This window comes from Candidatus Dadabacteria bacterium (assembly GCA_026705445.1).
GTDB lineage: Bacteria > Desulfobacterota_D > UBA1144 > Nemesobacterales > Nemesobacteraceae > Nemesobacter.
Genome location: JAPPAR010000048.1, coordinates 1 through 26,011, shown reverse-complemented (window position 1 = coordinate 26,011; position 26,011 = coordinate 1). Strand labels below are relative to the sequence as shown.

Annotated in this window: 22 protein-coding genes and 1 tRNA gene; 16 read left to right on the top strand and 7 right to left on the bottom strand. The window is 51.5% G+C overall.

Translation table 11 applies throughout. From position 1 onward, the window contains the following. The first annotated feature begins 59 nt into the window (after positions 1 to 59). Positions 60 to 1,352: a histidinol dehydrogenase gene (gene hisD, locus OXG75_08490; protein ID MCY3626006.1), complete on the top strand. Its 1,293-nt coding sequence runs from the start codon at positions 60 to 62 to the stop codon at positions 1,350 to 1,352. Positions 1,353 to 1,389: 37 nt separating this feature from the next. Further along, positions 1,390 to 2,463, top strand: a complete 1,074-nt coding sequence (gene hisC / locus OXG75_08485) for a histidinol-phosphate transaminase (GenBank protein ID MCY3626005.1) — start codon at positions 1,390 to 1,392, stop codon at positions 2,461 to 2,463. On the opposite strand, the gene lnt is transcribed toward hisC, so the two are convergent. Genes lnt through OXG75_08470 form a run of 3 tightly spaced genes read right to left on the bottom strand, consistent with a single transcriptional unit; the run spans position 2,440 to position 4,933 of the window. Continuing rightward, positions 2,440 to 4,023, bottom strand: coding sequence for an apolipoprotein N-acyltransferase (gene lnt / locus OXG75_08480; protein ID MCY3626004.1), 1,584 nt, complete (start codon positions 4,021 to 4,023; stop codon positions 2,440 to 2,442). The genes hisC and lnt overlap by 24 nt on opposite strands. Positions 4,024 to 4,045: 22 nt before the next feature. Further along, the gene (locus tag OXG75_08475; GenBank protein MCY3626003.1) at positions 4,046 to 4,804 is read right to left on the bottom strand and encodes a prolipoprotein diacylglyceryl transferase; all 759 of its coding nucleotides are present in this window, start codon (positions 4,802 to 4,804) and stop codon (positions 4,046 to 4,048) included. Continuing rightward, on the bottom strand, positions 4,805 to 4,933 hold the full coding sequence (locus OXG75_08470) for a hypothetical protein (GenBank protein MCY3626002.1): 129 nt from the start codon (positions 4,931 to 4,933) through the stop codon (positions 4,805 to 4,807). 115 nt (positions 4,934 to 5,048) lie between these two features. On the opposite strand from OXG75_08470, the gene OXG75_08465 reads away from it, so the two are divergent. From OXG75_08465 to OXG75_08430, 8 genes are all read left to right on the top strand, one after another. Continuing rightward, the gene (locus tag OXG75_08465) at positions 5,049 to 5,645 is read left to right on the top strand and encodes an HNH endonuclease (protein MCY3626001.1); all 597 of its coding nucleotides are present in this window, start codon (positions 5,049 to 5,051) and stop codon (positions 5,643 to 5,645) included. 74 nt (positions 5,646 to 5,719) lie between these two features. Further along, positions 5,720 to 6,985, top strand: a complete 1,266-nt coding sequence (locus tag OXG75_08460) for a hypothetical protein (GenBank protein ID MCY3626000.1) — start codon at positions 5,720 to 5,722, stop codon at positions 6,983 to 6,985. A gap of 20 nt (positions 6,986 to 7,005) precedes the next feature. Continuing rightward, complete coding sequence (thpR, locus tag OXG75_08455) at positions 7,006 to 7,551, top strand: RNA 2',3'-cyclic phosphodiesterase (GenBank protein ID MCY3625999.1); 546 nt, start codon at positions 7,006 to 7,008, stop codon at positions 7,549 to 7,551. 54 nt (positions 7,552 to 7,605) lie between these two features. Continuing rightward, positions 7,606 to 7,920: a 50S ribosomal protein L21 gene (gene rplU, locus OXG75_08450; GenBank protein MCY3625998.1), complete on the top strand. Its 315-nt coding sequence runs from the start codon at positions 7,606 to 7,608 to the stop codon at positions 7,918 to 7,920. A gap of 19 nt (positions 7,921 to 7,939) precedes the next feature. Then, positions 7,940 to 8,194 (top strand): 50S ribosomal protein L27, encoded by a 255-nt coding sequence (rpmA, locus tag OXG75_08445; protein ID MCY3625997.1) that lies wholly within the window; start codon positions 7,940 to 7,942, stop codon positions 8,192 to 8,194. 102 nt (positions 8,195 to 8,296) lie between these two features. Beyond that, positions 8,297 to 9,715, top strand: a complete 1,419-nt coding sequence (locus OXG75_08440; GenBank protein MCY3625996.1) for a hypothetical protein — start codon at positions 8,297 to 8,299, stop codon at positions 9,713 to 9,715. Positions 9,716 to 9,850: 135 nt separating this feature from the next. Continuing rightward, complete coding sequence (gene alaS / locus OXG75_08435) at positions 9,851 to 12,469, top strand: alanine--tRNA ligase (GenBank protein MCY3625995.1); 2,619 nt, start codon at positions 9,851 to 9,853, stop codon at positions 12,467 to 12,469. Continuing rightward, a complete protein-coding gene (locus tag OXG75_08430) occupies positions 12,466 to 13,326 on the top strand; it encodes an outer membrane beta-barrel protein (protein ID MCY3625994.1) in 861 nt (286 codons plus the stop codon). The genes alaS and OXG75_08430 overlap by 4 nt, the downstream gene beginning before the upstream one ends. Before the next feature lie 426 nt (positions 13,327 to 13,752). Here the strand turns inward: OXG75_08430 and rpoH are convergent, their stop codons facing one another. Further along, complete coding sequence (gene rpoH, locus OXG75_08425; GenBank protein MCY3625993.1) at positions 13,753 to 14,646, bottom strand: RNA polymerase sigma factor RpoH; 894 nt, start codon at positions 14,644 to 14,646, stop codon at positions 13,753 to 13,755. An 81-nt stretch (positions 14,647 to 14,727) separates the two neighbouring features. On the opposite strand from rpoH, the gene OXG75_08420 reads away from it, so the two are divergent. Then, a tRNA-Asn gene (locus OXG75_08420) sits at positions 14,728 to 14,803 on the top strand. Between the two features lie 10 nt (positions 14,804 to 14,813). Here the strand turns inward: OXG75_08420 and OXG75_08415 are convergent. From OXG75_08415 to uvrA, 3 genes are all read right to left on the bottom strand, one after another. Then, positions 14,814 to 15,983, bottom strand: a complete 1,170-nt coding sequence (locus OXG75_08415) for an ATP-binding protein (protein MCY3625992.1) — start codon at positions 15,981 to 15,983, stop codon at positions 14,814 to 14,816. 81 nt (positions 15,984 to 16,064) lie between these two features. Then, positions 16,065 to 16,412 (bottom strand): hypothetical protein, encoded by a 348-nt coding sequence (locus OXG75_08410; protein MCY3625991.1) that lies wholly within the window; start codon positions 16,410 to 16,412, stop codon positions 16,065 to 16,067. Positions 16,413 to 16,480: 68 nt separating this feature from the next. Then, entirely contained in the window at positions 16,481 to 19,228 is a 2,748-nt protein-coding gene (uvrA, locus tag OXG75_08405; GenBank protein MCY3625990.1) for an excinuclease ABC subunit UvrA, read from the bottom strand. 264 nt (positions 19,229 to 19,492) lie between these two features. Between uvrA and OXG75_08400 the strand changes: the two genes are divergently transcribed. From OXG75_08400 to OXG75_08380, 5 genes are all read left to right on the top strand, one after another. Next, on the top strand, positions 19,493 to 20,743 hold the full coding sequence (locus OXG75_08400; GenBank protein MCY3625989.1) for a serine hydroxymethyltransferase: 1,251 nt from the start codon (positions 19,493 to 19,495) through the stop codon (positions 20,741 to 20,743). Positions 20,744 to 20,747: 4 nt separating this feature from the next. Then, entirely contained in the window at positions 20,748 to 21,206 is a 459-nt protein-coding gene (gene nrdR / locus OXG75_08395) for a transcriptional regulator NrdR (GenBank protein ID MCY3625988.1), read from the top strand. Positions 21,207 to 21,211: 5 nt separating this feature from the next. Further along, entirely contained in the window at positions 21,212 to 21,994 is a 783-nt protein-coding gene (locus OXG75_08390) for a TatD family hydrolase (protein ID MCY3625987.1), read from the top strand. A 321-nt stretch (positions 21,995 to 22,315) separates the two neighbouring features. Further along, on the top strand, positions 22,316 to 25,408 hold the full coding sequence (locus OXG75_08385) for an autotransporter domain-containing protein (protein ID MCY3625986.1): 3,093 nt from the start codon (positions 22,316 to 22,318) through the stop codon (positions 25,406 to 25,408). 415 nt (positions 25,409 to 25,823) lie between these two features. Next, the coding region (locus OXG75_08380; GenBank protein ID MCY3625985.1) for a hypothetical protein at positions 25,824 to 26,011 on the top strand (188 nt) is incomplete at its 3' end.

Sequence of the window (26,011 nt, the reverse complement as noted above, 5' to 3'; positions counted from 1 at the left end):
GGATATTTTGCAAGCGGGATAAACTGAATCGGTTTTTAAGGGAAACCACTGTTACGACCATGAAGATTATAAGGATAAATTCGAAAAATCTGGAAAGAAGGTCAAGAGAAATAGAGAAGTCGGCCTCACATTTCGATCCGGAGCTTGTTTCGCGGACAGAAAAGATTGTAGAGGACGTCAGAGAGCAGGGAGACTCGGCGCTTTTTCGCTACGCGAAGAAATTTGATGGACCTTACGTAACTGCGAAAAACGTAAAGGTCACCGATCGCGAGTTTGAAGAGGCTAAAGCAGCCGTCGCACCGGGTATTGCAAGGGACCTTAGGAAGGCCGCTTCACGGATTCGCTCCTATCAGAAGAAGAAGCTTCCGAAGGCCGGAGCCTACAAGGATGCGCTCGGAAACGAACTTGGCTGGCTGATAAGACCAATTGAGAAGGTGGGAGTGTATGTTCCGGGAGGCAAGGCTTCGTACCCTTCAACCGTGCTCATGACCGCCATACCGGCGCGGGTTGCCGGGGCAATCGAGATAAGCGTTGTCACACCATGTTCCGGGAAACGTGTGAATCCCGAGATTCTTCTGGCGTGCGAAATTGCCGGGGTGAGCAACGTCTACAAAATAGGCGGGGCCCACGCCATAGCGGCAATGGCCTTTGGAACCAGGAGCATAACGAAAGTGGACAAGGTAGTAGGTCCGGGGAACATCTATGTTACGATAGCCAAGAAGCTGGTTTATGGTTTCTGCGACATTGACATGCTGGCAGGGCCGACCGAGGTTCTGATTATAGCCGACGGTTCGTGTCCGCCGGGATGGGTAGCTGCAGACCTGCTTGCTCAGGCCGAGCATGACGAAATGTCAATCCCGATTCTCGCGACCACCAGCTACGATTACGCCAAAGAGGTGAAAAAGGAAGTGCTCTCACAGCTAAGGGGGCTTGACAGAGAGGAAATCGCGGGCGCCGCGGTCTCAAGCAACGGAAGAATCTACGTAACCGAGAAAATGGAGCAGGCAGTGGCGCTTTCAAACGCGGTTGCTCCCGAGCACCTTGAGCTCTGCGTGCGTTCCCCCAAGTCTCTTCTAAAAGGCATAAAACACGCGGGAGCAATATTTCTGGGATCTCTCTCGACCGAGCCTTTCGGCGATTACGTCTCGGGTCCGAGTCACGTTCTTCCGACGGGAGGAGCGGCGAGGTTTTCTTCTCCTCTTAGCGTTTATGATTTCCTGAGGATGCCGAGCACCATATCGATGTCGAAAAAAGGCTTTTCGTCTCTCGGCACAACCGTTATGAATCTTGCCCACGCCGAGGGGCTTTCGGGTCATGCGTTTTCGGTAAAAAGACGGATTGAGGATTCCTGAGTAATGTTCACGCTACTGTTTAGAACGGGAGACTCCGGTGTCTGACATAGGTTCAATTAAAAGCAGGATTTCTAAGAACGTAAGGCCAATATCTGCTTACTCGGTGCCGAGGATTGACTGCTCGGTGAAGCTTGATGGAAACGAAAGTCCTTACGATCTTGAGCAAGAAGAGCAGATTGCGCTTTCCGAACGGCTGGCGAAGCTTCCGGTAAATCGTTATCCGGACCCCGAGGCTCTGGAGGTAAGAACTTCTCTTTCCCGAGCCGTAGGCTTCCCTGTGGATGGAATATTGCTTGGCAACGGCTCAGACGAGATCATACAGATGATCGTCGAGGTGCTTGGGGGGAAAAGCGGCCGCGTGCTCGTGCCGTCCCCGACCTTCTCAATGTACAGGATCACGTCGCTTATTCTGGGAAAACAGGTGACGGAGGTTGAGCTTGATGAGGCTTTTGACATAGATCTCGAACAGACCCTGGAGGCGATTCGCGCGCAGGACCCTGACATCGTTTTTCTCGCGACTCCGAACAATCCAACCGGGAATTCTTTTTCGGAAGAAAAAGTGCTCGAGATCCTGGAGGCAAGCGGGGGCGCGGTGGTTGTTGACGAGGCCTACTGCGATTTTTCGAAAAAAAGCTATGTTCCCCATATAGATAAATATGAAAACCTGCTGGTACTGAGAACAATGTCCAAGATAGGGTTTGCGGGGGCGAGACTTGGAATATTCTTTGCACGACCGCAGATCGCAGACGAAGTGAACAAGGCGCGTCTTCCCTATAACATAAATGCTTTTAGTCAGGATGTAATGTCTTTTGCTCTTGAAAACCCCGAGGTTATTGAACGGAAGATAAGCCTTATATTGAGCGAGAGAGAAAGAGTTCGCGCGTCGCTTGAGCGAATTGAGGGGATTCATGTTTATCCAACGGACGCGAATTTTTTCCTGGTACGGGTTTCGGACGCGGATTTTCTTTTCGAAGAGCTGGTCAAAAACGATATTCTGGTCCGTCGCTTCAAGGGAGAGGGACGCCTTGCAGACTGCCTGAGGATCACGGTTGGAACTAGAGAGGAAAACGATCAGCTCATCCAAGCCCTAGTCAGCATATTTTCTTCCTAAGTAGCTTTTCACTACGAAAAGAATTGTCGCCGCAAGGGCTATCCATGCGAAGATGTCTCCTACCCTCGAGTAGAGAGTTTCAAGCGAATCGATCAGAACCACCTCTCCCTCCAGATTTTCCGTAGTGAATATCCCCGTGCGGGCCTCTATCTTTCCTGTAGGAGATACGATCGCGCTTACGCCGCTGTTTGTTGATCTTACTAGGTAACGGCGCGTTTCAACTGCCCTTGGAATTGAGAGGAGCAGGTGCTGGTAGGGAGCGATACTCCTTCCGAACCAAGCGTCGTTTGTGAGGTTAACGAGCAGGTTGGCTCCCATTTTCACGTAGTCACTCGAAATCTTCGCCACTATGTCCTCATAGCATATAAGGGGTCCTATTCTCATGTTCTTTTCCGGAACCTCAAGCACTCTGAGGCCTTCTCCCGGGGTGAGATCTCCCATCATGGGGAGGACTCTTTTGAGGAACTTAAGCTCCTCGTTTATCAAAGGGAAATATTCGCCCAGAAGAAAAAGCCGGGTCTTGCTGTAGTGACCGAGGATATCACTCTGAGGATCGACTAGGAAGGCCGTGTTGTATTTTTTGTGGTCCTCTTCGTCCCAGCCGTCCTCAAGCAGGATGGGATCCTGGGTAAAGGAGAGCCCCCCGATGAGGAAGTGCGCCGGGTGCCCCGCAGGCACTATGTCTGTTTGATCTTCAATTCTGTATAACGATTTGTCTTTGGGAAACCAGTACTGAACCGATGTCTCCGGCCAGATCACGAGGTCTGCCCCCGAAAGTCTTCGCGACATTTCCCTGTGTTTTTCCGTTATGGCCGGTTCATTGTCGAGGTTTTTTTCCGCGTAATCAAAATTCGCCTGAACCATCCCGATTTTCACCCGGGGCTCTGTCTTAAGGAAATTCTCGATTTCGTTTATCCTGAAAGATCCGTAGCCGAGCACGGTTGCGATTATGGCAATCGAGATCGCGGGTGCGGCAAGCGCAGGTTTTCTTCCACGTCGCAGGTCGTCGACGAGGTAGAAAACCGATACGTTTGCAAAAAACATCAGGAATCCCAGAAAGTTCACCCCGAGGGTGTCAACCACCTGTATTACCTTCGGGTAGTAGCCTTGGGAGACTCCTATTCCGTAGGGAAAGAGAACCGGGAAGAAAAACTCTGCGACCACCCAGGCAAAAGAGATCATGAGCGCGTTTGCGACACTTTTTCTCCGGCAGAGTCCGAATCTCGATATATACCAGGTGAAAATTCCGAACTGAAGCGATGAGTACACGCAGAACAGAAACACGGCCGCCATGCTTGGGAGCAAGGGGATTTCACCGAACCTGTTAAGAGTCTCGACGAGCCAGTAAAGCGAGACGAGGTTCATGGATGTCCCGGATATCATGCCCAGTCGAAGTGACTGCGAAGCGCTTTTCCCCTGAAGCGCCAGAAGCATTGGGACAAAGCATACCCAGCCCAGTATGCCGAGAGTGCTTGAAAAAAGGGATGCGGAAAAAAGCACCCCGGATCCTGCGGCCAGGATTTCGTTTCCGGTCGGTCTGGTTATCCGGATTGTTTTCATGCGTAGCGGAGAAACTGCGGGTTCAAGACGCTTCCTTGTGTCTGCGTAAAGATATGTATTTGAGCGCTCCGACAAGGATCAGTGCAAGTGCCATTACCTGCGCTACCGAAAGGCCGGATATCGGGCTTTCAGTGGTGCTTCTTATGAATTCGATAAAGAACCTTTCAAGACCCGCGAGTCCCAGATATATGCTGGCGAGCCAGCCGACAGGCCTGTCCTTCTTCCTTATCTTCCACAGCACTAAGAACACAAGCGACATTATGATCGTTTCATAGATCTGAGTCGGATGAACCGCCTCAAGTGTCGGGGGGGAACCCTTTGGAAACGGCATCGCCCAGGGGAGTGTGGAGGCGATTCCGTAATCGTCTCCAACTAGAAGACAGCCGACCCTCCCAGTCGCGTAAGCTATTGCGAGAGCCGGGGCGGTGGCGTCAAGAACTCTCCAGAAACTTTCTTTATGCTTTTTTGTTAGTACGAAAAAGGCGAAGAGAGCCAGAAAAAATCCTCCGTAGAAGGTAAGTCCTCCCCTTAGAAGAAGATAGTGCATGGGGTAGGAGATAAGGTCGCTTAGGGGAACGTTCTCGATCAGGAAAAGGAGCTTGGCCCCGAGTATGCCTCCAACAAGGCAGGCAAGAAAACCCTGTTCATGAAGTTGCCTGGACATTCCTTTTCTTTCAAATTCCACCCCGGAAACCCAGAAAGCGACAAGAAAAGAGACGGCGACCATCGCCCCGAAGGATGTAATATGAAAATCGCCTATTCTGAGAAGTTCAGGGAACATTTATTTCTTCTCTTCTCCGGATTCAAGTTCTTTTTCCGCTTCGGAGTTTGACCTTACGAGAAGAAATATGGACAGAAAAAGTGCTATGCAGAGGGTTATCTGAATCAGCAAGTTGGTTTTCATTTCCATGTTAAGGGACTTCCTCCTAGCTGGGCGATGACAATTTTAACGAACAGTTAAGGAAAATAAAAGTGTCGTTGCGTGCTTGAATAACCCCCGCAAGCCGGTAAATTAGTCGGCTAATATGCTTCAGTCACCGGTACTGGTTTTGAACAGGTTTTTCGTCCCTGTCTCGGTAACGAGCTTGAAAAGGGCCTTTATCCTTCTTTACGGTGGTGCTGCAAAGGCTGTAAACAGGGAGTATGAGACCTTTGACTTCGATTCGTGGAAGGATATCCGTTCGGTCGACGCCGACGACTGCGTAAGGACCGTTACCAGCGTTATAAAAGCTCCCCGGGTGATAATTCTCGTTAGGTATGAGGGGTATCACAGAAAGCAGCCTAAGTTCAACAGGATAAACATTTTCAGAAGGGACGCGGACACATGCCAGTACTGCGCGAAGGCTTTTCGGAAAAGAGATCTTACCCTTGACCATGTGATTCCGCGGTCCATGGGCGGAAGAAGTACCTGGGACAACATAGTGTGCTGTTGTGTTAAGTGCAACAGGAAAAAGGGAGGAAAAACTCCCGAGCAGGCGAACATGAGACTGCTCACCAAACCTGTGAAGCCCGCTGCCAGTATTTTTTCCAACCTCCATTTTAAAACCGTGAGATATGAGGAGTGGGAGCCTTTTCTGAACTTTGTGGATATGTCTTACTGGAACGTTGAACTGACTGACTGAAGTTTTGTCTCAGAAAATGTCTTTGCCGCGAGATCATTGTCCGTTCGCGGCCTCGGGATCTGGAAAGAAAAAAGATGAGATCAGCGCTTGCGGTTTTCTTTACGCTCTTGTTTATTCCCTGCTTGGCGACCGCGCAGATACAGCTTCCCCCGGTTGCTTCTCCGATAAAAAAAATACCGATCGCCGTCGCGGTGCTTAAGGCCAAGGGGGATTTAAGCGTATACGGGAAGAATTTCACTGATGTCCTGAAGAACGATCTTACCAACGCGGCCCTTTTTGATGTCCGCCAGGTGAACATACTGTTTTCATCCTCTTTTGAGGATATAGATTTCGAATATTTAGATGCTCAGAAAACCAGGTATCTGGTGAGCGGAAATTTTGATGTTTCGCCTCGGGAGGTCTCTTACGATCTCATAGTTTATGATGTGGCCAGCAGGCAGGAGCGCATGAGAAGGAGATACGTGACATCTCCGCGCCACATAAGGAATGTGGTGCACAAGTTTGCGGGTGAGCTTATGAGAGAGCTTACCGGCCTCGACGGCTTTTTTGACTCAGAGATAGTGTTTGTCAGAAGGGACGGTCATGGAAGTGATCTCTTTATCATGGATTACGACGGGCACAACGCAAAAAGGCTTACCAATCACGGATCTTCGGTTCTCTCTCCTGACTGTTCGCCTGACGGAAGCCAAGTGGTCTTCACTTCCGACAGAAGCTGGGACCATGACGTCTACTTGCTGAATTTCAAGGCCACCCGCCTCCCCGCTGAGGGCAACAGGATAACCCGGGGCATTCACCTCGACAATTCTCCGAGCTGGTCTCCAGACGGCAGCCGTGTGGCGTTTAGCCGTAACGGGGACATATACATAGCCTCGTCCTCAGGGGAAATACTTAAGCGGCTTACCAAGTCTCCCGCCATAGATATCTCCCCAACTTGGTCTCCCGACAGCAGAAAAATTGCTTTTGTGTCGGATCGGGCGGGAGCGCCGAACATATACGTGGTAAGCTCCGAGGGGGGTCGAGCGGTAAGAATTACCTCGGAGGGTTACAATACCGACCCGGTCTGGTCTCCAAGCCACTTAGTTAACCGTATAGCGTTTGTGAAAGTGAAAAAATCCGAGGCCGACATCTACTCCGTAGGACCTGACGGCCGGGGCCAGCAGAGGCTTACCTCTTCGGGAAGAAACGAGGATCCCTCGTGGTCTCCCGATGGTCACTACATCACTTTCTCTTCAAAGAGGCTGGGGAAAAGGCAGGTATACATCATGTACTTAAACGGTGAGAACAAGCTTCCGCTTTCCCGGGGCAAAAATGATTCGTTCTCCACTTGGTGCGTGAAGTAGCGGATGGGGAGACTTTGCTCTTGAGACTTTTTATCGCGGCCTTTCTTCTCGAGGAAACAAAAGATGTGCTTTTTCGCTACGTCCAGTCGCTTAGGGGTTTTCTTCGAGGGGTAAGGTGGGAACCGAAGGAGAAACTTCACGTCACGCTCAGGTTTCTTGGAGATGTTGATGAATCGTGTCTTGAGGACATATCAGCCGATGTAGGTTCCGCGGTTTGCGGTTCGGGGAGTGTTGAGTCTGGATTTGACGATTTTTGCCTGTTTCCAGGCTCGAGAAATCCTAGAGTGTTAGCCTTGGGTCTTGTGAAAAATGAGCAGTTCCAGTCTCTTTTTGACAAAGTGCAGAGTGCGGTCCTGCAGAACGGGTTTGAGATGGAGAAAAGAAAATTCATCCCGCACGTGACTCTGGGCAGGATCAGAGGGGATTTCGAGGGAATCAGGAGGATTCCTCGACCGGACAAAACGGAGTTCTCCATTACAAGAGTCGGGCTTGTTCAAAGTGAGCTTGGACCCCGGGGATCCCGCTACACCATCCTCAGGACATGGAATCTTCAGAGCGGCATTTGACAAAAGAATTTTCTAACAGGCAAAATAGTGCTTCCATAAAGTGCGGAGGATGTTATGCACGCTGTTATAAAAACCGGTGGAAAACAGTATATAGTCAAACCGGGCGACGTTATTGATATAGAAAAAATCTCCGGCGAACCCGGCGAAGAAGTGAACTTTGAGGAAGTCCTGCTTGTGTCCGCTGAGGGAGAGGACGTTAAGGTAGGTAGCCCTGTTGTTGAAAATGCCAGGGTTGAGGGTAGAATAGTAAAGCAGAAAAGGGGCGAGAAGATAGTAGTCTTCAAGTTCAAAAGAAGGAAAGGGTACAGGAAAAAGGCGGGCCATCGCCAGAACCTGACCAGCGTCGAGATTACGAGCATAAGCGCCTGATTCGCGGAGGCGAGTAAGCATGTCAACCAAAAAAGGTGGCGGAAGTTCCAAAAACGGAAGGGATTCCATAGGCAGAAGGCTTGGCGTAAAGAAATTCGGAGGCCAGCCGGTTGTCAAGGGGAACATAATAGTAAGGCAGCGTGGTACCAGCATTAAGCCTGGTCTGAACGTGGGGCTTGGAAAGGATTACACGATATTCGCAATGTCTGACGGGGTTGTGAAATTTCAGAAATCCGGAAAGGGCAGAACAAAGGTTTCCGTAGTTCCTGCCTGAGCGGTTCCCCGTAAAACTAGTTTTTTGTTTTTCTCCTATTATAATTACTGAATACTTTTACCGGCATGTTGTCCTTCTGGATAAGTTAGACGGAAATTTACCTTGAGTGCTTTGAAAAACCGGAAAAAATCTTTCAATCTAGCTCCATTCTTTCCCGTATTTATTTTCTGTTTCCTGCTCTCGTTTCTGGCGGTTTTCGCGTTCCAGTATTTCTATTTCCCGGAGAAGTACGCCGACCTCATAGTTGAGGGGATGGAAGAAGTGTTCAGCGAGGAGGTTTTTTTCGCCGACCGCGCGAGAAGCATTCTTGATACGAGAAACAATGTCGGGTACGTAAGGCTGCTTGATCATAACGGGGTGCTTGAGAAGAGTTTCGGTTTTCAGGATGACAAGGGTTTTGAGAAACTCACCCTCAAGGGACCTGAGGGAAAGACTGTCCTTTTGGGTCTGAGAAGTTCTGTTGGGAAAAACTTCCACCTTGACGCTTTGCTCTGGAGCCTCATTTTCGCTTCCCTGATGGCAGTTGTTTTTACTTCCCTGATACGTTTTATAAGTGATCGGGCATTCCGGTTCATGGGGGAATTCTCTGAAGCTGTAGGTTCTGTTGCCAGCGGAGATTACTCGGTCCGCCTGGATGGGCGGTCTTCGCTCATTGCGGGGGCGGGGGTTCAGTGGCTTTGCCGTGAATTCAACGAAATGGTTTCTTCGCTTGAAGGCGGATCGGCCGACCGGGACGACACGGAGGATTTGGAAGATGCGGACTTTGACCGTTCGGATGAACTGCCGACGGATTTCCGGCCGAAGATAGTCTTAAGAGAGGAGCAATCTTCTGATGTTTCTGCATTTGAGGCTCCCCAAGATTCGTTTGATGAGGGGCTGGTGGAAATCGTGCATGTTGAAGAAGAGGATGCCGAACCTCAACAAGAGGCTCCCTCCGCCGTTACCGAGGTTGCGGATTCCGAGGGGAAGAAGGTAGATATCAGCATACTCGTCGTAAAGATCGCGGATTTTGAAACCCTGATTGAAGATGTTTCGCCATCCAGCGTCAACTCTCTTACGGCCGATTACAGAAAGACCGTTTCAACCACTGTAGGCTCCTTCGGAGGAACCGTGGAGGCCATACTTCGCGATGAGGTGGTGGCTTTTTTCACCAGCCCCGATCCCGGACCCGTTGCAAAGCTCAATTGCGTGTGCTGCGCGGTTGAGATGATGCAGCTTTTCGCCGGGGTGGTCGATGGTCAGAAAATCTCTACCCGGTCGGATATAAAGCTTAAGATGGGCATTTCCTCGGCTGATTTGCCGGTGTCAGATGAATCGGACGTTTTCGCGCTTGCAAAACCCTTTGTGGACGAGGCCAAGGCTCTTTGCGATGGAGCGAGGGCATGGAGCGTGTTTGTTACGACCGGTTTCCGCGAGGGCGCAAGCGATTATCTCGAAGTGAGGCGTGAAAAGGTCGATGGGAACCTCTGTTACGCCGTTACCGGGGTTGAGGAAGAAGCATTGCAGCGGGCCGGAAGATAGAGCTCTCTCCTTACTTTGCTCCGCTCTTTTAATTCAGTTTTCTACCATTCCTGTTATATTTTTCCATCCAGGCTGAACGACCTGCTCCTCAGCCAATAACGGTTCACCGTGCTGTATGCCAGGGATTTTTGTCAGATGAAAGGATACGAGGTTAGAAGAGAATTTATCGAGTATTTCTCCGAAAGGGGACACGAACCGGTGCGCAGTTCCATTCTTATACCGGAGAACGATCCTACCCTCCTTTTTACCAACGCCGGGATGGTTCAGTTCAAGAATGTTTTCACTGGAAATGAGACCAGGGATTTCAAAAGAGCGGTTTCTTCCCAGAAGTGTCTCAGAGCCGGGGGAAAGCACAACGATCTTGACAACGTCGGGTATACGGCGAGACATCACACTTTTTTTGAAATGCTTGGGAATTTCTCCTTTGGGGACTACTTCAAGGAAGGAGCCATCAATTATGGATGGGATCTTATTACCAATGTTTACGGGCTTCCCAAGGAAAAACTCTGGGTCACCGTCTATAAAGACGACGACGAGGCTTTTGAGATCTGGAACAAAGGTATCGGTGTTGCCAAGAAAAGGATCGTGAGGATGGGGGAGAAAGACAATTTCTGGTCAATGGGGGATACGGGTCCGTGCGGTCCGTGTTCCGAGATACTGATAGACCAGGGGGAATCGCTTGGCTGCGGGAAAGCGGGGTGCGCCGTCGGATGCGAGTGCGATCGTTACCTTGAGCTCTGGAATCTTGTGTTCATGCAGTTTGAGAGAAATCAAAAGGGAGAGATGACATCTCTTCCTCGTCCCAGCATTGACACGGGGCTTGGGCTTGAAAGACTTACAGCGGTTCTTCAGGGAGTGGGGAACAACTATGAGACTGACCTTCTAAGAGGGATAATAAGCAGGATAGAGGAGCTTTCCGGAAGAGATTATTCCACCGACCGCTCGACCGAGGTTGCGATGAGGGTTATAGCGGACCATTCAAGAGCACTTGCCTTTCTCATCTCGGACGGAGTATTCCCGTCAAATGAAGGTAGGGGATACGTTCTTAGGAGAATACTCAGGAGAGCCGTCCGCCACTCCAAGTTTCTGGGAATAGACGAACCCTTTATCTACAGGGTCCTGCCCGCAGTTGAGGGGATCATGGCGGATGCCTATCCCGAGATTAGGGAAAAGGGGGATTTTGTATCCCAGGTTGTAAAAAGCGAGGAGGAGAGGTTCCTAGAGACGGTGGACAGAGGACTTGAACTTCTTAACCAGGAAATCGCAAAGCTTGGGAAAAAGAAGAAGCTCCCTGGCAAGGTGGTTTTCAGTCTCTACGATACATACGGGTTCCCGGTCGACCTAACCGAAGACATAACCAGAACCGAGGGTATAGATATTGACCTTCAGGGCTTTGAGAAGGAAATGGAGAGACAGAGAACCAAGTCAAGAAACGCCCGCGGCGGCGGAGAAACCGACCTTACATCTGTTCTGCTTGAGCTCGCCGGAGAGATGACAACAGAATTTGTTGGCTACAAGACCCTCTCTTCCGAAGGCGCGGTTACTGGAATAATAAACCAAGGAGAGATTTCCGACACAGCTTGGGAGGGTCAGGAAGCCCAGATAATTACCGATATCACTCCTTTTTACGGGGAATCGGGCGGACAGACCGGGGACAGGGGTGAAATTGCCGGGCCGGGATTCCATGCGAAAGTCCTCGATACGAAAAAGCTCACCCCCACGTTTTTCATTCACAATGTTGTTATCGAGAAGGGAAATGCGCAGGTCGGCGACCATGTGCACATGGAGGTCGACCCCGCGAGGAGACAGGGGGTTATGGCTCACCATACCTCAACACATGTGCTTCACGCCGTTTTAAAGGAAGTCCTCGGCAATCACGTCAATCAGGCAGGATCGTTCGTCGGGCCCGACAGGCTCAGGTTTGATTTCAGCCACTATTCCTCGATCGAGAAACAGCAGCTTGATTCCATAGAACAGATCATCAACGAGAGAATAAGGCGTGACGACGAGGTTCTAACAAAAGAAGACGTTTCGTACGACGAAGCCATAAAGGACGGGGCCACCGCTATATTCGAAGAGAAATACGGCGACAGGGTAAGGGTGGTAATGATAGGGGACTACAGCAAAGAGCTTTGCGGCGGTACCCATGTCAGGGCTTCGGGTGAGATAGGCATGTTGAAGATAGTGTCTGAGAGCGCGTCTTCCGCGGGAGTGAGGAGGATCGAGGCCGTAAGCGGTCAGGCGGCATGGAATTACATGAAAGGGCAGGAAGATATCCTGAACGAATTCTCCACCACCCTTAACGCCCCCCGCTCCGAACTTCTTTCCAGACTTGCCGGAATTATTGAAGAAAGTGCCCGGCTCCAGGCGGAAATCGAATCTTCCAGGGCGAGGACTCTTGTAAAAACGGCCGCCGAGCTGATTGACAAAGTTGAGGATGTGGGAGGAGTCAACCTCCTTCGGGTCAAAGTTTCTGTTTCGAAACCTGCAGAACTGCGTTCTCTTTGGGATTATCTGAAGGGGAAAATGAATAACGGCATCGCTGTGCTTGTCGCTGAGAATGGAGGCCGGGTTTTTATTCTTGTGGGTATTACCAAGGATCTTATCGGCAGTTATCATGCTGGAAAAATCGTAAAGGAGCTTGCCGGGATTGTAGGCGGAAAAGGGGGCGGGGGCGCCGAGATGGCGCAGGCGGGCGGAAATATGCCTGGAAATATACCGAAGATGCTGAATCACCTAGGAGAACTCATATGAAAAAGAGTATCGATTTCTTTTTAAGTGCTGTGCCAAGAAAAAACAATAGAACAAAGTTCATGGCAGGCAGCTTGGCAGTTCTTCTGTTCGTTTTCTTGGTAAGTCCAAATGCCGGTTTCTCGGGTGTTATGCCGGATGATCTCACGCAGAGCGAAACCGATGGTGATCCCGCACAGAGCGAGACCGGACCTGCGCGCTTCGACAGTTACGCGGGGGTCTTTGCTGGCCCCGGTTTTATGAGAAACCGGATAATAGATATTGATGGCTTTGCTGACTGGGGCAATCCCGGTTCGATTTCCAAATATGACGATACGGGCTTTGTCGGCGGCGTTATCTTAGGGAGAAAATTCGATGTTGGTGGCTTGACCCTGAGAATGGAACTTGACGGCACGTTGACCAACGTGTCGGCATCAACCAATAAGCTTGATCCTGAAGGTTTGGATGAAACTGCCGAATCGGAATTTTCGTGGATCGTTTCTGCGCGCGGGGGAGTTGAGCAAGGAATTGGCCGTATGACGGTTTTTGTCACCGGAGGGCTGGCTTTTGCCGGCATCAGGAACTCGGTAACCGATATTGATTTCGGTGATTCGGGCTCCATGGTGGACCCCGACGATTCCTTCAGTAAGGATTCAGCGGAGGCGGGCTGGGTGGTTGGAGTCGGGGTGGAAGCAGCGTTATCCGACGCCTGGGTTTTGAGGCTTGAGGGATTGTATATGGATTTCGGAGAGAGTGCTCACCTTGTTAATCGCTCCGCAGATAACCCCTGCTGTGGGCTAGAAACTCCCAGAAGGGCAGTATCCTACGAAGTTGAAAACAGACTTTCTGTCGCCCGCCTGGCAATAATTCGCCGGTTCTGAGTTAGCAAATCCATCAGACTGCCCTGTGAATTCCAGACAACCTTTCACTGGTTGATCTTTGCGATGTTCAGGTTGCCCGGGCAGAGAAAGTCCATTTCTGCCGGAAAAATTCATGGAAGTGGGCGAATGAGGTGTGTATTAAAGGTGATTGCAAAAGTGGATCCCAGATTTTCTGAAGCGGAATCGAGGGCCCGCTATGAATTCACGGTGACTGGCCCTATGCCTTCACTTGAACGCGAAGGCACCGCTATGTCCCACAAACCATAAGGGACCTCGACCCGCTAGACCCTTTTCCGCTTTGCTTTTTAAAAACCACACACCCTATTAAAGACCATATTATAATTCGAGCCCTAATTCAATAATAGTTAGAAATTTCAGGAGGTTATAGGCAAGAACCTCCTCGGATTTATGCTTTTCCCAGAAATTCTACACGTGAAAATGCTCTTTCTGGAATTCCTTCCTGATCTTGTTAAGAGCGTTTTTTTCTATCTGTCTTACACGTTCTCTTGAGATGCCGAATTTATGGGAAAGCTTTTCAAGAGTTTCGGGAGAATCGGTGAGAATCCGTCTTTCGATAATGTATTTTTCCCTTTCTTTCAGGTTCGCCATGGCTTCTTTTATCTTCTTGGCAACAAGCGGGCGGGTCTGGGAATCTTCAAGGAACTGCTCCTGGTCAAACGTGTCCCCCAGCATGTCAACGTAGGTGCGTTCCGTGCTGCCTTCTATATTTGCGTCAAGAGACAGATCTTTTCCGGACATTATCCGGTCCATCTCGATTACCTGGCTGTCCGGCACGTCAAGTTCCTTGGCTATCTCGGAGTAAATATCTTCCTCCATCTCGGCTCCCGTGGCTTCGATCTTATTTTTCGTCGACCTGAGTTTGTAGAAGAGCTTTCTTTGCGATTGATTCGTCCCGACTTTTACCAGGCTCCAGGTTTTCATTATGTGATTCTGTATATACGCCCTTATCCACCAGACCGCGTATGAGATGAGCCTGTATCCCTTTGTGGGGTCAAAGCCTCTTACGGCCTTCATGAGCCCTATGTTGCCTTCCTGTATAAGATCCAGGGTGTTTACGTTGTAGTTTTTGTACTCGTTCGCGATACGCACGACGAACTTCAGATTTGATACGATCAGTTTCCTGGCGGCCTCAAGATCGCCCGTTTCCCTGTGCCTCATCGCGAGTTCGTATTCTTCTTCCCTGCTCAAAACAGGGTAGTCCCTGATCTGCGCCAGATAGCTTTGCAGGGAGTTTGAAAGCGCGGGAAGAGATGAACTCACTTCTTCCAGCTTCTTTTTGTCTTCTTTTTTTCCGGCCATTTTCTCGGTATTAGATTTGTTGACTGTTTTCTGTATCTATATAAAATTAACTACTCTTTGGCTTTTTTCTATTTTTACAGTTCCGGCGTAGCTCAGTTGGCAGAGCAGATGACTGTTAATCATCGGGTCGCAGGTTCGAGCCCTGCCGCCGGAGCCAAATTCCGTCTCTAAAAATCTGCTTGATGCAGTTTACGCCAAGGCACTATATCCCCGTCCGCACGTTGCTGGAACTGATTTCCTCCGTAGGCTATGACTATACTGCAAGGACGGGATAATTCGGTCAGGTGCTGGCGGACGCGTCGCACCCCGCTGAACAGACCCGAAGATCCTGTTGCCGTGGACTTGGCGTCGACAAGCGTAATGCGGGACGGGTCCTCGATGATAATATCTACCTCGGCTCCATTGCGGTCGCGGTAAAATGAGAGACCTCCCGTCTTGCCACTGTTGCTTCGGTGTTTTGTTATCTCCGAGACTACCCAGGTTTCGAAGATCGGGCCGCGAAGCGGATGAGAGTTTAACTGTTCGGGTGTCCGGATACCCAGCAGCCAACAGACTAGCCCCGTGTCGTAGAAATGCAGCTTCGGCATCTTTACGAGTCTCTTGCGCAGGTTCGAGTGAAAAGTCGGAAGGCGGAAAACGATAAAGCTCGTCTCAAGTATGTTAATCCAGGCTTTCGCACTCGGCTGCGATATGCCGCAGTCATCAGCCAATGACGAATAGTTGAGCAACTGCGCCGTACGCCCGGCACACAGTTGGACAAACCGTTGGAATGTAGCTATGTCAGCTACGTTGCTTACTGTTCGCACATCGCGTTCTACGTAAGTGGTGACATAGGAGCGAAACCAGTCGGAGGGATCAAGACCAAGATCGAATATGCGTGGGTATCCGCCGGCAAAAAGAGTCTCCTCAAGACTCGGGGGATGTATGTCGAATCGCGTAATCTCGTTGCGCGCGAGAGGAAACAGGTTATATACTGCTGTCCTCCCGGCTAAAGACTGGCTGACCGATTTGAGTAGGGAAAAGTTCTGTGACCCCGTAAGTATCCAGCGTCCTGGCGAAGGATCTTCGTCGATTATGCCCTGCAGGTAGGAGAGAAGGTCAGGCGCACGCTGCACCTCGTCGATTACGCAGCCTTTTGGAAATTGAGCCAGAAACCCTCTGGGGTCCTCAGTTGCGAAAGCCCGTATGTCCGGAGCCTCAAGGCTTGCGTACGGATGGTGAGCGAACAAGGCCCTGCATAATGTTGTCTTACCGCTTTGCCGGGGTCCCGTAAGCGTGATGGAGGGAAACTTCCGCGCTGCTTCGATAAGCTTTGGTGCTAGGTTGCGATTGATCATAACCAGTCGCAGTCTAACTGATAACCTAGGCTATTTCAAATTCTTTTTTTGAAATAGCCTAGGTTCTGCTTCAGGAGTTCTTTAGATCAGATAGTAAATCAACATGAAGAGGTACCGCATGTTCGGGCTTGACTTGTGAGTCTCGAGCCTTGCCGAGAGATCCCCTATCCCGCCGAAGAATGAGTCATTATAGACTTCCGCCACTCTTTTGAACTCATCGAACTTGATGAGCGGCGGTTCGCGAACGGCAAGCGGACGCACGTTCTTCTCGGCGGAAGTTATCCTGATTCCGTCACCTTCCGTCGTGGCCAGGAACCATCGCTGGGAGTCCTCGAGCATGAGCTCTATGCCGCCTTCGGTCTTCTGTTTAAGAATTTCCCACTCTTCTTCCTTGGATTCGCTGAAAGGTATTTTTCTGTCTGCAAGCATTTTTTCTCTCCGACAAGATTATTTTTAAGGTTCTATTCTACCCCATGTCGAAAAAATATATAATCCGGCTAACCGAGAAGCGGTCTCAGGTGCTCTCCGGTATAAGAGTTTTCTACCGAAGCAACCTGTTCCGGAGTACCGGAGGCCACTATGCGTCCCCCGTTATCTCCTCCCTCAGGTCCGAGGTCAACTACATAATCCGCGCATTTTATCATCTCAAGGTTGTGCTCTATGACTATTACGCTGTTGCCGGCGTCGACAAGCCTGTTAAGAACGTCGAGGAGTTTTCCTATGTCGTCGATGTGAAGTCCGACCGTGGGTTCGTCAAGGATGTAGAGAATGTTGTTTTTTTCTTTTTTCGAGAGTTCCCGGGCTATCTTTATCCTCTGGGCTTCTCCTCCCGACAGTGTTGTTGCGGGCTGTCCGAGCCTCAGATAACCGCATCCGACATCCTTTAGAACCTTGAGCTTTCTGGTAACGGCCGGGTTTCCCGAGAAAAACCCCATGGCCTGATCGACAGTGAGGTTAAGGATGTCGTCTATGTTTTTCCCCTTGTACCTGTAGGCCAGTACATCTTTTCCAAACCTTTTTCCTCCGCATTCCTCGCACGTCACCATGACGTCGGCGAGAAAGTGCATCTCGACCCTGTGACTTCCCTCACCCATACATTTCTCGCAGCGGCCTCCCCTCACGTTGAAGGAAAAATGCGACGGGGTAAGTTTGCGAAGTTTCGCCTGGTAGTGCCCGGCGAGGATTTTGCGTATGTCGTCGTAAACCTTTATGTAAGTGACGGGATTTGATCTCGAGGTTCTTCCTATGCTCGCCTGATCAAGAATTATCACGTCGTCTATATGCTCTGTGCCTTCTATACGTTCGTGTTTTCCGACCCTTTCGGCTTTCCTCCTGAATTTTCTTAGGAGAGCGTTATGCAGGATGTCGTTTACAAGCGAGCTTTTCCCCGAACCCGAGACCCCGGTTACGCACGAGAGGGTTCCAAGGGGAAAACGGACGTTTATGTTCTTGAGGTTATTTTCGCTCGCGCCGATTACGTTTATTGAATTGCTGGTGGTTTTTCTGCGGGAACCGGGAACTTCTATTTTCTTTTCGTTTGCGAGGTATTTTTTCGTGGTCGAGTTCTTCGCCGAACGCAGGAAACTCTTCAGGGTCCCCTGATACACGACCTCTCCCCCGCCGTCTCCCGCCCGGGGACCGAGTTCCACTATGTAGTCTGCGGACTTTACGGTGTCAAGATCGTGTTCTATGAGTATGATGGTGTTGTTTCTTCCCCGGAGTTCTCTTATCAGCGAATTGAGCCGGTTCATGTCTCTTGCGTGCAGACCGATCGAGGGCTCGTCCAGAATATACAGGGTCTCGGTAAGCCGCGAACTCATCTGGCAGGCAAGGTTTATCCTCTGCGCTTCTCCGCCCGAGAGGGTACGGGTGAGCCTTGAGAGGGTCAGGTAATCAAGCCCCACGTGGATAAGAAAATCCAGCCGTGAATTTATTTCCTTTATTATGTCGGAGGCGATCTCCAGTTCATAAACAGACAGGGTCAAGCGGTCAAACCAGGACCTCAGATCCTTTACGGACATCTCGGAGAGATGGAATATGCTTTCCCCTTCTATTCGCACGTTGAGGGCTTTTTCCTTGAGCCTGCTTCCCCCGCAGTCCTCGCAGGTAAACGCGGAGCGGTATCTCGAGAGAAAAACCCTTATGTGGGTTTTGTAATTTTTCCGCTCAAGCCTTTTGAAATACCCTTTCACGCCGTAGTAGTACTCGTCTCCGTTTAACACGAGATCTTTTTCCCTTGCCGAAAGTTCCGAGAAGGGCCTTTCCGTATCTATTCCCGCGTCCTCGGCGAAGGCGAGCAGCTTTCTCATCTGTTTTCTGTAGGAAGTTTTCGTGAAGGGATCTATTGCCCCTTCGGCGAGACTGAGAGCGGGGTCCGGAACAAGGAGTTCGGGATCGATTTCAAGGTTTCTTCCGAATCCGCTGCATCGTTCGCAAGCCCCGTAGGGACTGTTGAAGGAAAACGTGTTCGGGGTAGGTTTTTCAAACCCAATATCGCAGAGATCACAGCGAAGTTCTCTTGAGAAACGCAGGCTCTGCCCTGAAACGATGTGTACAAGTGCCCGGCTGCTCTCGGAAAAAGCGGCCTCGAGCGCTTCTGTAATCCTAGATTTCGACCGCTCTCCTATAACGGTTCTCGCGGTGACTACCTGGGTCTTTGCGTCCGAATCCTCCAAGCTTTTTTCGATATCCCGGGTCTTTCCGTTCCGGTAGGTGCGTGAGTAGCCTTTTTTCATATATTGTGAAAGGTCCGCTCCCTCTTCGGTCTCAAAGCAGATGACGGCTCTTTCCCCTGGGAATTTTTCGAGCAGCAGCCGGGTGAGGGACTGTGGAGAGTGTTCAATCACTTCCTCTCCGCATTCTGGGCAGCGGGTTTTTCCGATTTTCGCGAACAGAAGTCTCGTGTAGTCGTATATTTCGGTTGTGGTGCCTACTGTGGAACGGGAATTTATGACGTTGTTTCGGCTTTCGATGGCTATCGGGGTTGGAAGACCTTCTATGTCGTCCATCGCGGGGCGCTCGACTTTCTCTATAAACTGTCTTGCGTAGGTTGAAAGGCAGTCGATATACCTCCTGAGCCCTTCCTTGTAAACGGTGTCAAGCACGAGGGATGACTTGCCCGAACCGCTAAGACCGGTCACCACCGTGAACCTGTTTTGAGGGATCAGGACATCTATGTTTTTCAGGTTGTTTTCCCTGGCGCCTTTTATCTCTATGTATCCGTTTCGTTTAGCGGTCTTCGACATGCGGTTTCCCCGCCCCGGCTTATCCGCCCCCAAGGGATTTCCCCTTCCCCCGAGCGGCATTTGTAACGAAATTGAGGTTTGCCGGGGCATTCGGTATTCTTTTCCTTGGGAAAGATGAATATCCCGTGGTTTCTCACTTTAACTTTACACAATTATCGTGCAGCTTTTTTCCGAGATGCGGCATTATTGCGTGGGCGTTGCGCAGGACAGCGCTTGGTGCTGGAGAGCCGTTTTCACAATACTTTTTCGTTTCGAGGTGAGTAGATGAGTCATCTAAAGACGGTTGATGAGCGGATAGCGGAAGTTATCCGCATGGAAACACAGCGCCAGGAATGGAAACTCGAGATGATAGCGTCTGAGAACTACGTTAGCGACGCCGTCATGGAGGCCATGGGCTCTGTTCTTACTAACAAATATGCCGAAGGTCTCCCAGGAAGGCGTTATTACGGAGGTTGTGAATTCGTTGACATGGCCGAGGACCTGGCGCGAGAGAGGGCCCTTGAGCTTTTCGATGCTGACGCCGTTAATGTGCAACCGCACTCGGGAGCCCAGGCGAACATGGCCGTGTTCTTCGCCGCGCTTAAGCCTGGAGAGACTGTCTTGGGCATGAGGCTTGACCACGGAGGACATCTTACCCACGGACACCCCGTTAATTTTTCGGGACGGCTCTACAACGTTGTTGCCTACGGGGTTTCAAAGGAAACGGGGACAATCGATTACAATGAGGTGAGGAAGCTTGCCCTGGAACACTCCCCGGGACTCATAATCGCCGGCTGGAGCGCTTACCCGAGGGATGTGGACTACGCGAAATTCAGAAGCATAGCGGATGAGTGCGGGGCGCTTTTGCTGGCGGACATAGCGCATCCGGCGGGACTTGTGGTCGCCGGACTTCACTCGGATCCCGTGCCCCACTGCGATTTCGTGACGACTACCACCCATAAAACCCTTCGGGGACCGCGAGGCGGCATGGTAATGATGAAGGAAAAACACGCAAAGACCGTGAACAGCAGGGTTTTTCCCGGAACCCAGGGCGGTCCGCTTATGCACGTCATAGCGGCCAAGGCCGTTGCGTTCAAGGAGGCTCTTACGCCCGAGTTCTTAGAGTACCAGCGCCAGATAGTGAAAAACGCACAACGTCTCGGGGAAAATCTCCTAAACGCGGGTCTTAAGCTCGTCTCGGGCGGAACCGATAACCACCTGGTGCTGGTTGATCTCACTGAGACGGAGTTTACCGGGCAGGTTGTTGAACAGACGCTTGAGAAGGCGGGCATAACGGTCAATAAAAACACTATTCCCTTCGATCCCCGTCCTCCCATGGTCACAAGCGGCGTAAGGATCGGAACTCCCGCGATTACCACAAGAGGGATGAAGGAACCGGAAATCGACGCGATATCGGGCTTCATAATGGAAGCTTTTAACAATCATGAGAATGAAAAGGTTCTCGGCAGAATAAAGGAAGACGTGAAGGAACTGTGCCTGCGTTTTCCCGTTTACGGTCACAGACTCGGCGGATAAAAGAATGAAGTGCCCTTTCTGCAAATCTGATGACACCAGAGTAGTTGATTCAAGAGAAGGAAAAGACGGTTTTTCCGTCAGAAGACGCAGGGAGTGCAACGACTGCCAGGAGAGATTCACCACATACGAAAGAATCCACCACGCCGAGGTGATGGTGGTGAAAAAGGACGGTCGCAGGGAAGAGTTTGACCGCAACAAGATAATAGCCGGGATGCGCAAGGCGTGCGAGAAAAGGCCGGTAAGCACTGAGGTCATAGAGGATTTTGTCTCCGGTCTCGAAAAGGAGCTTCTCGAGAGGGGAGAGCGGGAGATATCAAGCGAGGAAATAGGGAAAAAGCTGATAGACAAGCTTTATGATATCGATCAGGTCGCGTACGTAAGGTTCGCTTCGGTCTACAGGTCGTTTAAGGACGTAAACGAGTTTCTCGACGAGGTAACGGGTCTCCTTAAGGAGAAGAAATAGACCGCATGCTGGTTGATTCCCACGCCCATCTGCTCAGCATTGAAGACCCCGTGGACGCTGTGTCAAAAGCCGCGGCCGAGGGAGTCGGGAAGATTATATCCATCGGGACGGGGATTGAGTCCTCGCTTGCCACCATAGAGCTTTCGAGGAAATACAGGGGAGTTTACGTGTCGGTTGGAATCCACCCGCACTCCGCTTCCAGTTTCAATGAAGAGGTGATGCGGGAGTTTGAGGGGATGGCCGAAGACCCCAAGGTAGTGGCGATTGGAGAAACCGGGCTTGATTATCACTACATGAATTCCCCTAGGGAAGATCAGATAAGGTCGTTTGAGGCGCATATGGAGCTCGCAAAGAGACGCAATCTACCATTCGTGGTTCACGTAAGGGACGCTGAGGAGGAGCTGCTTTCAATGCTCCGGGAGGCTGATCTCGGTCCAAGGCCGGGAGTTATTCATTGTTTTTCAGGGGATTACGAAACGGCGAAAAAGTATCTTGATCTCGGTTTTTTTATTTCCTTCTCCGGCATAGTGACTTTCAAGAGGGCCGAGGAGGTAAGGGACGCGGCGACCAGAATTCCCATCGAGAGGCTTCTTTACGAGACGGATTCTCCTTACCTAGCGCCGGTGCCCCAGAGGGGGAAACCGAATGAGCCGTGCAATGTAGTTCATGTGGCCAGGCTTATTTCGGAGCTCAGGGGGCTGTCTCTTGAGGAGTTCACTCAAATTGTTTTTGAGAACGTGACGGAGCTTTTCCCAAAAGTATCGAAAGACAAAGACGGTCTTATTTAAGGCACTTCTAAAATACCCTTGTATTCAAGGGGCGATCCGTGTAAACATATACTCTCACCCCCCCCCGTCAATTACAGGGTGGCTGTGGGTGTGGATACAAGACAATGCCGGAGGAAGGAAAGTGGAACAGCTGAATTTCGGAGAAGGGGACAGGTAGGTGAGACTGGATGACAAGTTTTCTTCTAAAACTTAAGGCGGGAGCAGAAGGAAAAATTCAACGTCACGCTTCGGTCCCGGATACTTTCTCCTCATCCTCACCCCCCCCCCATGCTAAGTCCCGGATCTGGTTTATGGCGCGAATCCGTTCGGTGCGAAGGGAACGTGACGCGGATCGGACTTGCCCTTCTCGCGGTGCTTCTCCTCCTGCCCGCGCCCCGGGCCGTGGCGCAGAGTCCGGGCGTGACCGTGTCCCCAAGGGAATTAACCATAAATGAAAGCTCGACAGCCTCCTACGCCGTCGTGCTGGACACGCAGCCGACCGACACCGTGACGATCTCGGTGACAGCGAGTGACGACCCTTTCAAGTGCCATGAACACAGTGGTGCCTCATGTACCCGGAAATCCGGCGTGGCTACGGTCGACAAGTCGAGCCTGACGTTCACGACGATGAACTGGAACTCGGCGCAGACGGTGACCGTGACGGCGACCGATGAGGACATGGCCGGCTACTTCAAGCATGCGAAGGTCACGCACCAGGCAAGCGGAGGTGGCTACGCCACCGTTGCGGTCCCGGAAGTCCTTGTCACGGTAACGGACAACGACGAGAGGGGCATCGTCTACTGGGTTGGAAGCCCGGACAATCTGCGAGGGGACTCCGCCTTTGGCACCTATGAAGGTTCGACCCACAGCTACTACGTGTCACTGAATTCTGAGCCCGCGGCGGCCACTACGGTAACGCTTGCCAGTCAGGACATCAGCCGGGTGACCGTGAGCCCGATGTTGCTGATGTTCACGACGACGAACTGGAACGTCGCACAACCGGTGTCGTTCAGCGTGGCCGACAACGATGTGCTCGGTGAAGACCGGGTGCAGGTGCAAGTCAGTAGCACATTCAGCGGAACGGGCTCGGACTACAATGGCTGGCCCGGCATTAGCTTTACGGTCAACGTGTTCAACAACGACATCTCTCCCAAGACGGTAAACGAAGGAAACTCTTTCGTTCACACATTCGGATGGGACAAATACCCCGGCGCGTACACCATTCGTTCGGAAAGCGTGGGCAGTGCAGTGGCGATCGACCCGGCCAGCGTCCAGGTCACTCAGGCCAACTACCAAGAGATTCCATTCACCGTGACCGGCGTTAAGGCCGATGCCGTTCAGGAGAAGGTCAACTTCTGGATCGGCAACTACCTAGTTCGATCCTTCCTGGTCACGATTCGTGACGGGACGCCGCCCCCCAATCGGCCACCCAGGTTGACGTTATCGTCCTACCGTTTCCTGTTGCCCGAGAACCTAGACGGCCGGGAACGTCCGTTTGATCTCGGCACGGTGTCGGCAACAGACCCCGACGGTGACTCTCTGACATACGGGATAGTGTCTGGTGACTTGGAACTTTTTGCGGTGGGGCTTAGGGACGGAGTGGTCAGGTACATCGGACCGGGCGAGGACTACGAGACGGAACCTAAGCAGTTTAAACTTACTGTGCGCGTACTTGACGGATCCGGGGCAGAAGCACGAGCGGATGTAACAGTGATAATTACTAACGTAAACGAACCTCCCGAGGCGGTAGGGAAGATTCCCGACCAGACTCTGGACGAGGGAGGTGGTTCTGTGCAGGTAGACGTGTCTTCATACTTCATAGATGTGGACGGGGACAAGCCTACCTTATATAGTGCAAGGTCAAGTGACACCAGGGTTGTACAGGCTTCTGTGGCGGGGTCGGTTCTCGTGTTGACTCCGGTTATATACGGTTCGGTGGCTGTCACGGTCACTGCGTGGTATCCCGATGGTCTCAGCGCGACGCACAGTGTAAAGGTTGGCGTAAGCGATCGTCCACAGCGTGCGGTGCTGGAGAACTTGCTGGCAGCCACTGCCCGGGGCCATCTGGCTAGTGTACGCACAGCGCTGGGCCGCAGGATGGAGGCCGATCCGTGCGAGGCATCCCGGCTTGCGATTAATGGTCTCTCCGTGCCGCTTGGGCGTACGGAGGCTAAAACCCTGCTTAGACAGATAGAGACCGACGCACGTTCTGCGGTATCCCCACTGGGCTTTAGTGAAGGAGTTGGCGAACCATCAACTGTGTTTGAGACTGGTATGGTCCCGGATACAGCGTATCAAGTCGATTCTGCGCTACGCTCTGTACCTGTCCGGGCAGGTGTATCCGGTGCAGGTATTGCGGACTTCCTGGTGGCTTGGAGTGGTGATGACGGCGAGCGGTGTTCAGTACAAAGACGCTGGTCTCTCTGGGGACAGGGGGATATTCAAACCTTTGAGGGTAGACCCTCCGTGTATGGGTATAACTCAGGCTATGACGGAGACCTCTCTACTGGGTATCTGGGCCTCGATATAAGGCTTGGAGCGAGCTGGCTTGCCGGTATGGCACTCTCACGTAGTAAGGGTGTGGGCGACTGGCAAGTGGGTACCTCGGAGGGAAGGCTGACGCAGTACATGACTGCAGTCTATCCGTACCTGCGGTGGGACGGAGGGGCCACTTCGGTCTGGGCCTCGGTCGGTGCGGGCAGGGGAGATGCCAGAAACCTGCGTACGTATGGAATAAGGGGTAAGAGTCAGACGAGTCTCTGGCTCGGCATTGTTGAACTCAAACGGCGTTTTGGAACGCCTGGAGGGCTTGACTTCGCCATTGTGGGCGATGCCGCTTGGGCCAGTCTTAGCACGGGAGATGGGGAGGAGACCATAGACGGCCATGACATTGCAGTTAACCAGATGCGTATTGGTGCAGACCTGTCAATGTACACGACTCTCGGCGGCTTGGAACTGACGCCATTTGGAACGGTGTACGCACGCCGTGACGGCGGTGCGGGTCAGACTGGAGAGGGTATTGAGTTAGCAGGTGGGTTAAGGTTTATAATAGGCATCGTGCGTCTCGACGCCCAGGGGCGAATGCTGGTTCACCACTCGGCAGAAGGTTACGAAGAGCGTGGTGCGGCAGTGGCCCTTGCAGTAGGGAAGGAGGAAGGTGAGGAAGGATTCTCGCTTCTGGTCTCGCCGCGTTGGGGCGACCCGGCCAACGCCACAGGCTCAGGCCTGTGGGATCCTCTTGACGGGGGTCTACGAAGCAGTGAGAGGAATCCGGACCGCTGGACCCTTGATGCCCGTGCCAACTACGGTCTTCATCTGCCTTGCGACCTAAGGCTTGACCTATACAGTAGCTACGTAGGCTCATACGGTAGACCCGGCTTCGGTTTGAGTGTAGTGAGGCCTGTGCAAAAGCCGCAACGAATCCCAGAGAGGTAGTACGGCCCCAAGAGCAGGGTAAAGGGGTGGGACAATCTTCCTCGGCACCACCGGCAGAAAGACTATGCTGGGCATAATTATAGGAGATGTGGAAGCGAGACCTGATAACGGGAGCCATGGCCCGGCACAAGAGACAGTGTGGTGAGACAGGAAGTCCGTGAGTGGCCAAAATGCTTGTGCGCAAGCCAAAGATGCTGTTGGCATTGACACTTGTAAAAGGGACGATGCGGAAGGTTTGAGCGCTGTTTGTGAGAAAGCAACTCTACTGGCTTTACAATTAGCCTCCACCGACGAAAGAAGAAAATCAAAAGCAAGTAAGCTGCCGGTCGACAAGACGGAGTCACTTTCACTACAAAGAACATGCTCGAGAAGCTCAGAGCGAACGCGGTCTTGGAGGAAGCATTGCAGGAAGCATTTGATAAAAGAATTTCTTAAAGGCACTTCTAAAAATACCCTTCCAGTTAAACTTCAAACAATAGTAATATACTCTCACCCCCCCCCCCGTCAAATTACAGGGTGGCTGTGTGTGTGGATACAAAACAATGCCGGAGGAAGGAAAGTGGAACAGCTGGATTTCGGAGAAGGGGACAGGTACGTGAGACT

Excerpts from the sequence above, each read along its gene's own strand:
- hisD (MCY3626006.1), top strand. The coding sequence starts at position 60 with ATGAAGATTATAAGGATAAATTCGAAAAATCTGGAAAGAAGGTCAAGA.
- lnt (MCY3626004.1), bottom strand. The coding sequence starts at position 4,023 with ATGAAAACAATCCGGATAACCAGACCGACCGGAAACGAAATCCTGGCC.
- OXG75_08475 (MCY3626003.1), bottom strand. The coding sequence starts at position 4,804 with ATGTTCCCTGAACTTCTCAGAATAGGCGATTTTCATATTACATCCTTC.
- OXG75_08470 (MCY3626002.1), bottom strand. The coding sequence starts at position 4,933 with ATGGAAATGAAAACCAACTTGCTGATTCAGATAACCCTCTGCATAGCA.
- OXG75_08465 (MCY3626001.1), top strand. The coding sequence starts at position 5,049 with ATGCTTCAGTCACCGGTACTGGTTTTGAACAGGTTTTTCGTCCCTGTC.
- OXG75_08460 (MCY3626000.1), top strand. The coding sequence starts at position 5,720 with ATGAGATCAGCGCTTGCGGTTTTCTTTACGCTCTTGTTTATTCCCTGC.
- rplU (MCY3625998.1), top strand. The coding sequence starts at position 7,606 with ATGCACGCTGTTATAAAAACCGGTGGAAAACAGTATATAGTCAAACCG.
- rpmA (MCY3625997.1), top strand. The coding sequence starts at position 7,940 with ATGTCAACCAAAAAAGGTGGCGGAAGTTCCAAAAACGGAAGGGATTCC.
- alaS (MCY3625995.1), top strand. The coding sequence starts at position 9,851 with ATGAAAGGATACGAGGTTAGAAGAGAATTTATCGAGTATTTCTCCGAA.
- OXG75_08430 (MCY3625994.1), top strand. The coding sequence starts at position 12,466 with ATGAAAAAGAGTATCGATTTCTTTTTAAGTGCTGTGCCAAGAAAAAAC.
- rpoH (MCY3625993.1), bottom strand. The coding sequence starts at position 14,646 with ATGGCCGGAAAAAAAGAAGACAAAAAGAAGCTGGAAGAAGTGAGTTCA.
- OXG75_08415 (MCY3625992.1), bottom strand. The coding sequence starts at position 15,983 with ATGATCAATCGCAACCTAGCACCAAAGCTTATCGAAGCAGCGCGGAAG.
- OXG75_08410 (MCY3625991.1), bottom strand. The coding sequence starts at position 16,412 with ATGCTTGCAGACAGAAAAATACCTTTCAGCGAATCCAAGGAAGAAGAG.
- uvrA (MCY3625990.1), bottom strand. The coding sequence starts at position 19,228 with ATGTCGAAGACCGCTAAACGAAACGGATACATAGAGATAAAAGGCGCC.
- OXG75_08400 (MCY3625989.1), top strand. The coding sequence starts at position 19,493 with ATGAGTCATCTAAAGACGGTTGATGAGCGGATAGCGGAAGTTATCCGC.
- nrdR (MCY3625988.1), top strand. The coding sequence starts at position 20,748 with ATGAAGTGCCCTTTCTGCAAATCTGATGACACCAGAGTAGTTGATTCA.
- OXG75_08390 (MCY3625987.1), top strand. The coding sequence starts at position 21,212 with ATGCTGGTTGATTCCCACGCCCATCTGCTCAGCATTGAAGACCCCGTG.